Origin of the sequence: Brevibacillus sp. MCWH (genome assembly GCF_013096935.1) — a bacterium.
Classification (GTDB): domain Bacteria; phylum Bacillota; class Bacilli; order Brevibacillales; family Brevibacillaceae; genus Brevibacillus; species Brevibacillus aydinogluensis.
In genome coordinates this window covers 71639-78207 of the sequence record NZ_SDLF01000017.1, presented here as the reverse complement: position 1 = coordinate 78207, position 6569 = coordinate 71639, and the positions used below count along the sequence as shown (strand labels likewise).

The 6569-nt window shown below is 57.5% G+C and carries 9 protein-coding genes; 1 reads left to right on the top strand and 8 read right to left on the bottom strand.

Features of this window, described 5'->3' with window-relative positions:
• Positions 1-65 precede the first annotated feature (65 nt).
• From gcvH to ETC00_RS14775, 7 genes are all read right to left on the bottom strand, one after another.
• Positions 66-446, bottom strand: a complete 381-nt coding sequence (gene gcvH / locus ETC00_RS14805; RefSeq protein ID WP_029098324.1) for a glycine cleavage system protein GcvH — start codon at positions 444-446, stop codon at positions 66-68.
• A 59-nt stretch (positions 447-505) separates the two neighbouring features.
• Positions 506-958: a redoxin domain-containing protein gene (locus ETC00_RS14800; RefSeq protein ID WP_171566846.1), complete on the bottom strand. Its 453-nt coding sequence runs from the start codon at positions 956-958 to the stop codon at positions 506-508.
• A gap of 149 nt (positions 959-1107) precedes the next feature.
• Positions 1108-1656, bottom strand: a complete 549-nt coding sequence (locus ETC00_RS14795; RefSeq protein ID WP_171566845.1) for a peroxiredoxin — start codon at positions 1654-1656, stop codon at positions 1108-1110.
• 149 nt (positions 1657-1805) lie between these two features.
• A complete protein-coding gene (locus ETC00_RS14790; RefSeq protein ID WP_171566844.1) occupies positions 1806-2996 on the bottom strand; it encodes an aminotransferase class I/II-fold pyridoxal phosphate-dependent enzyme in 1191 nt (396 codons plus the stop codon).
• A 2-nt stretch (positions 2997-2998) separates the two neighbouring features.
• Positions 2999-3361, bottom strand: a complete 363-nt coding sequence (locus tag ETC00_RS14785; protein ID WP_171566843.1) for an arsenate reductase family protein — start codon at positions 3359-3361, stop codon at positions 2999-3001.
• 237 nt (positions 3362-3598) lie between these two features.
• Positions 3599-3778, bottom strand: a complete 180-nt coding sequence (locus ETC00_RS14780) for a hypothetical protein (protein ID WP_171566842.1) — start codon at positions 3776-3778, stop codon at positions 3599-3601.
• Between the two features lie 64 nt (positions 3779-3842).
• Positions 3843-4649 (bottom strand): DUF2797 domain-containing protein, encoded by an 807-nt coding sequence (locus ETC00_RS14775; protein ID WP_171566852.1) that lies wholly within the window; start codon positions 4647-4649, stop codon positions 3843-3845.
• 156 nt (positions 4650-4805) lie between these two features.
• On the opposite strand from ETC00_RS14775, the gene ETC00_RS14770 reads away from it, so the two are divergent.
• Entirely contained in the window at positions 4806-5495 is a 690-nt protein-coding gene (locus ETC00_RS14770) for a polysaccharide deacetylase family protein (protein WP_371808911.1), read from the top strand.
• Between the two features lie 243 nt (positions 5496-5738).
• Here the strand turns inward: ETC00_RS14770 and ETC00_RS14765 are convergent, their stop codons facing one another.
• A complete protein-coding gene (locus ETC00_RS14765) occupies positions 5739-6467 on the bottom strand; it encodes an amino acid ABC transporter ATP-binding protein (RefSeq protein ID WP_304415109.1) in 729 nt (242 codons plus the stop codon).
• Positions 6468-6569: the final 102 nt, after the last annotated feature.

The window sequence follows — 6569 nt, the reverse complement described above, 5'->3', positions numbered from 1 at the left end:
GAGCACGGCCCGCCCCGTGAGAAAAAGGCCGGAGCATGCTGCTTCCGGCCTTTTCGTGCACATTCCTATTCTTTTACCATTGCTTCGTATTTGTCCGCATCCAGCAGCTTATCCAGTTCGCTCGGATCAGACATTTCCACGACGATCATCCACGCCTGCTCGTACGGCGACGTGTTGACCAGTTCCGGCGCGTTTTCCAACTCGCCGTTTACTTCCACCACTTTTCCGCTGACAGGAGCATACAGCTCGGATACAGTCTTGACCGACTCCACGCTGCCAAACGGTTCATCCTGCTTGATCTCGGCCCCTACTTCCGGCAATTCGACGAACACGATGTCGCCCAGCTCGGATTGGGCAAAAGCCGTAATACCGATATACGCCTTGTTTCCTTCTACGCGCACCCATTCGTGCTCTTCACTGTAACGAAGGTGTTTCGGGAATTCCATCGCTTACGTATCCTCCTATCAGGTACATTCGGTTACCCCTTACTTATTGGACAAACGTTCTAGGATTCCTCTTCAATCCCCAAAATTCGATGAAGGCGTTTTTTTACCAAATTGAGCCCCTTCTCGCCCGCCTGGAAGTGACGGAGCTGCAGGTTTTCGTCAAACAGGTAGAAAGCCGGGACGTATTCGTTTTGGAACGCGTCGGTGGTCTTCATCTGGTTGTCGATGGCAATCGGGTGCGTCAGCTTGTACTCGGCAATGGTTTCCTTGATGGCCTCCACGTTGGTGTCCGCTTCGGAGCGCGGCATGTGGATGCCTACCACCTGCAGGCCGTTGGCGGCGTATTTTTCGCGCCACTCGTTCACCTGCGGCAGCGACTCCTTGCACATGTAGCAGCTAATCGACCAGAAGTGAACCAGGACCGGTTTGCCGGCCAGTTCGGACTTGCTCGCCTGTCCGTTGACCCATTCGGTCACACCGGGGAAATCAGGCAGTTCTTCGCGCAAACGCATGGAAAGCACATCTCCTTTCGGTTCCCTACAGAAAAGCTTATGCCAAAAACGGCCCTTCTATTGAAACAGGAGTCGCTTGCTCATCGCTCCTGCAAAAAAAGGGTCTAACAGCAGGTTGTTAGACCCTTTTTCATCTGATGCCGCGATGCTTAGTTCGCCGTCAGGTGAGCTTCACCCGGACGCCAGTTGGCCGGGCACAGACCGCCGGATTGCAGTGCTTGCAGCACGCGCAGCGTTTCGTCTACGGAGCGGCCGATGTTCAGATCGGTTACGACTTGGTAGCGCAGAACGCCTTCCGGGTCGATGATGAACAGACCGCGGAATGCTACGCCAGCTTCTTCATCCAGCACGCCGTAAGCACGAGCGGTGGTTTTGTTGAAGTCGGAAGCGAGCGGGTAGTTCAGGCCGCCCAGACCGTTTTTGTCGCGCGGGGTGTTGATCCATGCACGGTGGGAGTGCTTGGAGTCAACGGATACGCCGAGCACTTCCGCATCCAGATCTTTGAAGTCTTCGATAGCATCGCTCAGCGCGATAATTTCCGTCGGGCACACGAACGTGAAGTCGAGCGGATAGAAGAACAGTACCAGCCATTTGCCACGGTAGTCGGAGAGGGAAACCTTACCGAAATCCTTGCCGTTGCCAAGAGCGGTTTCCAGCGTAAAGTCAGGGGCCGGAAGACCAACAAGACGTTGTGCCATATGTAACAACCTCCTTAGGATTTGTTTTATTGCCTACAGTTCTCATCATATCAACGTAGCTCTTTATAGTCAATATAATGTAGGAATCATTTCAACCTGTAATTCCATCTCAATGGCACAACAAATAGCATTCCCACTCGCAGGAACGTTTATGCGCCGGTCGGTTTTCGAGACAATATGCCGGATGCCGCGATTCTGTCGGCCGCTTCCCGCAGCACGTCCGGCGGCTGCACCAGAGCAATGCGCACGTAGCCTTCTCCTTCCGCGCCGAATGCGCTGCCGGGGACGACCACCACGCCCGCTTCTTCCAACAGGGCAAAGGCAAACGCCCGCGAACTCCATCCGGCCGGCACCGGCGCCCAGACAAACATGGTCGCCTTGGGCGGCTCGATCGCCCAGCCCGCTTCCCGCAGCGCAGCGAGCAACACGTCACGCCGTTCCTGGTAGAGGGGGCCCACCGCGTTTGACGAACCCGACTCCCTGTCCAGCCGCAGCGCCGCCACCGCCATCTGCTGCACGGGGAGAAAGACGCCGTAATCCACGTTGGATTTGACCGCGGCCAGCGGCTTGATGATCTCTTCATTGCCCACCACGTAGGCGATCCGGCAGCCGGCCATGTTGAAGCTTTTGGAAAACGAGTTGAACTCGATGCCCACGTCTTTGGCTCCGGGCGCCTGCAGAAAACTGGGCGGCCGATAACCGTCAAACGCCATTTCCGAGTAGGCCAGGTCGTGCACCACGATGATGTCGTGCCGTTTGGCAAAGGACACCACCTGTTCAAAAAAGGAGAGCGGCGCCACGGCAGACACCGGGTTGTTCGGATAGTTGAGAATCATGAAGCGGGCGCGCCGGGCCACCTCTTCCGGAATTTTCGCCAGATCGGGCAGGAAGCCGTTTTCCGCCCGCAGCGGCATCGGGTACAGGTCGGCCCCCGCCAAACGGACGCTGCCGGCGTAGATGGGATACCCCGGGTCCGGCACCAGCACCACGTCCCCGGGGTCGGCCCAGGCCAGGGCAAAGTGGGCCAGACCGTCCTGGGAGCCCATCAACGAGTGTACCTCCCTGTCGGGATCGAGCGCGACGCCGAACCGGTACCGGTACCAGCAGGCCACTTCGGCGCGAAATTCGTCCGTCCCGTCGGTCATCGGATAGCCGAACGCTCCCGGCTGCCGCACGGCTTCGACCAGCGCGTCCACCAGTTCAGGCGCGGGCGGCTGGTCCGGACTGCCGATGCTCAGGTCGATGACGGGACGACGCTGCGCCGCGCTCCGCTTGCACCTCGCGAGTTCGGAAAATATCGCCGACGACAGGTGCTCCAAACGCCGCGACGGGGTCCGCATCGTCAGCGCGCCCCCCAGGCTTTTTCGAACTCATCTTCCTTAAAGCCAACTGTCACCGTATTGCCGTCCGTCACCAGCGGGCGCTTGATCAGTTTGCCGTTGGACGAAAGCAGCTCCAGCATCTCTTCCTCGCTCATCGCGGGCAGCTTGTCCTTCAGTCCCAACTCGCGGTAGTGCTGGCCGCTGGTGTTGAAAAACTTGCGCAGGTCAAGCCCGCTCGCCTGCCACATCCGGCGCAGCTCCTCCTTGGACGGCGGTGCTTCCACTATCGGAATCTCCTCAAAGGCGACACCGTGCTGATTCAGCCACTGCTTCGCTTTGCGGCAGGTGCCGCATCTGTCGTAGAGGTATGCCTTGATCGTCATACTGATTCACCTCGAACGCGTGATAATTAACAATGGAAAGAATTGTTCCTGCTACTAGCATACCACGATGTCCCTCGCGGCAAAAACGATTCAGACTGGAGCCCGCAAGTAACGTGCAGGAGAGGACAGGTGCCCCCCTCCCGAAGTTACGCGGGCTTTTTTTCATGCGACCAGGGCAGTCCTTAAAAAACGGCAGCCACGCATCGCTGCTGGCTGCCATACCCTGTCATCCGTCTTTTAATTGGTTGTCCGTACCGGTTCACCAGGCTCGCCGCCCGGCTCCGCCGTTTCCGTACCCGGATTGACCTGCCACGTCTGCGCCAGCGGCGAAAAGGGCACCCCCAGCGGGTCTGCTTCTGCCGCTTCTGCGAGCGTGCCGGTCAGCGGTTCCGTGTATTGGATCTGCTCTCGGGTCACGTGCGTTCGCCTCCTCCGCTCCGATTTCTTTCAGTGTGGAGCGAAGGGGGCTGGTTTATGCACGTCAGGCGGTGACGGTCACCTGCACCTGGTAACCGGCGTGTTTTTTCGCCTGGAAGACGCCGTTTTCAAAAATCAGGTACTGGGCCTTCACGCCGATCAGCTTGCCGCCGAGACTCTCCTGCTTGTCCAGCGTCAGCGATTTGATCTTGTCCAGCGACTCCAGGATCGGATAGGTGATGTCTATCCATTCGTCTTCCCGGTACTGAAACGGCTTGAACTCCTCAGGGAAGTGGGCGTACACCTCTTCGCGAAGGGCGAGGAGATCCACTTCCTTGACATCCCCTTTCAGCATTTTTCGCCAGTTGGTCTTGTCGGGCAAAAACTGGCTCAGGTGCACCTCCAGCTCTCCCGCCATGCGCCGGGTCGGCACCTCCGCGATCGGGATGGCGCGGATGGCTCCCTGGTCCACCCAGCGCTTGAGCTCGTTGTTTTTTCGCGTCAGCCCCACCTTCACGTCGCTGGATACGGCCAGGTAGACGTAGTGCGGAATCATGCAGTGCGCCTCTCCAAAGCTGGCGTCTCGACAAGTCCCCTGATCATAGTGGCATTCGTGCGGTTTGACGATGCACAAGTCGTTTTCCGGCAGCTTGGTAAAACAGGGGTAACAGTACCCGTTGTTAAACGTCTTGTTGGTCTTGCGTCCGCAGGCGATGCAGTTTTTCTCGCCGAGAAAGGCGATCGTCAGTTCGCGGCCCAGCCATTCATTCAACGGCAGCCGGTCTTCCCCCACCTGCAGATAGTAGTCAACAGGCTGATCCTTGCCGTGGTACTGGTGGACCAGCCCATGCAGAACACCGCGGAGTTCCACCATTACTCTCTCCTCCCCTATGTACGGTCCCTTCATTCTACCACATCCCGCTTTCCCGCAGACCGCTGTTTTCTTTTGGCAGCATGTTTTCCCGGGGCCCGGTGAAGCTAGAAAAAGACCATTCATGCAAAGGAGGCGGTAGTCTTGCGCCGCAGGATGCTGTTTGCCTGTCTGCTCCTCTGCCTCTTCGGATGGACGTCCCGCACCGCCGCGTCTGGTCTGCCTGTCCCCGCCTACGAGCCCATCCATCGCATCGACACCCAGAAAAAAGTGGTGGCGCTCACCTTTGACGACGGACCGGATGCCGTCTACACGCCGAAGATCCTGGAAGTGCTGCACCGCAACAACGTGTTAGCCACCTTTTTCGTGCTCGGTTCCAAAGCGGAGCAATATCCCAAGATCATGCAGTGGATCCAGAAAGCCGGGCACGAGATCGGCAATCACGGGTACCATCATTACGACCTGAACAAGCTGACCGAACAGGAGATTTACGACGAGATCAAGCGCGCCGAGCAGTCGATCCTGCGCACGACCGGCGTGCTGGCCCAGTACTACCGGCCGCCCGGCGGCGTCATGACCCACGACGTGTTGAACGCCGTCCAGTCATGCGGGTACGACATCATCCACTGGTCGGTCGATCCGCGCGACTGGTCGTTGGCCCGCACCGCCTCGGTGATTGCCAAAAGCGTTAAAAGCAGCGTCTCGGCCGGAGACATCATTTTGTTTCACGACGGCGGGCTGAACCAGCGGCAGACCGTAGCGGCACTGCAAGAGCTGATTACCGATCTCCGCTCCCAGGGCTACCGGTTTGTCACTGTGAGCCAGCTTCTTGATGCGGCACAATAGGTGCTTGTTTTGCGCCAACCAAACCGCAGGAGGTATATTTTTCCACATTTTTCATTTGGTTTCAATGAAATACGCAATCATTGGAAACCGATTCGAAAGTAAGCCGCCAAGCATTGCGCACAAAAAAGGCTGGCTCAAAAGGGGCTGTCCCCGATAAAAATGAAAAACCCAGGAATGTTGATTTTCCAGCATTCCTGGGTTTTGTCTTTGTTAGTTATCGGGTTGAAAATCATGTTTGCACGCTTACGCCGACGTCCTGCCCAAAAAGGCGCGCAGCCGGTCGTTTCGCGGACTGGAAAAAATCTGTTCGGGCGTTCCTTCTTCGACAATGACGCCTTGATCCATGAAAATCACCCGGTCGCTCACCTCGCGGGCAAAGCCCATCTCGTGGGTGACGACGATCATGGTCATGCCTTCCCTGGCCAGGTCTTTCATCACACCCAGCACTTCGCCGACCAGCTCCGGATCAAGTGCGGAGGTGGGCTCGTCAAACAGCATCACTTTGGGGTTCATGGCCAGTGCACGGGCAATCGCCACCCGCTGCATCTGTCCGCCTGAGAGGCGGTCCGGGTAGACGTCCGCCTTGTCTTCCAGCCCCACCTTTTTCAACAGGGCCAGTCCATGCTGCCGCGCTTCCTCCAGCGGCATCTTCTTCACCTTGATGGGAGCGAGGATGACGTTTTCCAGCACGGTCTTGTGCGGGAACAGATTGAACCGCTGGAACACCATGCCGACTTCTTCCCGCACCTTGTTGATGTCCACCTTGGGATCGCTCAGGTCGCGACCGGCGATGACGATCCGTCCGCCCGACATCTCCTCCAACTGGTTGAGACAGCGCAAAAACGTGCTTTTCCCCGAGCCGGACGGCCCGATCACGCACACTACTTCCCGTTCCGCCACCTGGGTGGTGATGCCTTTCAGCACTTCCAGCTTTCCGTAATTTTTTCGCAGGTCTGTCACTTGGATGATCACGACTTGTACCCCCTGGTTCCGTCTGTCTGTATTCCTGTCTCCCTATTGTAGCCTAATGTTTCGAAAATTTCAGCAGTTTAACATATTTTATCAGCGGGTACT

Bases quoted from the DNA above. Each gene is read 5' to 3' on its own strand.
- gcvH (WP_029098324.1), bottom strand. From the start codon at position 446: ATGGAATTCCCGAAACACCTTCGTTACAGTGAAGAGCACGAATGGGTG.
- ETC00_RS14800 (WP_171566846.1), bottom strand. From the start codon at position 958: ATGCGTTTGCGCGAAGAACTGCCTGATTTCCCCGGTGTGACCGAATGG.
- ETC00_RS14795 (WP_171566845.1), bottom strand. From the start codon at position 1,656: ATGGCACAACGTCTTGTTGGTCTTCCGGCCCCTGACTTTACGCTGGAA.
- ETC00_RS14790 (WP_171566844.1), bottom strand. From the start codon at position 2,996: ATGCGGACCCCGTCGCGGCGTTTGGAGCACCTGTCGTCGGCGATATTT.
- ETC00_RS14785 (WP_171566843.1), bottom strand. From the start codon at position 3,361: ATGACGATCAAGGCATACCTCTACGACAGATGCGGCACCTGCCGCAAA.
- ETC00_RS14770 (WP_371808911.1), top strand. From the start codon at position 4,806: ATGCTGTTTGCCTGTCTGCTCCTCTGCCTCTTCGGATGGACGTCCCGC.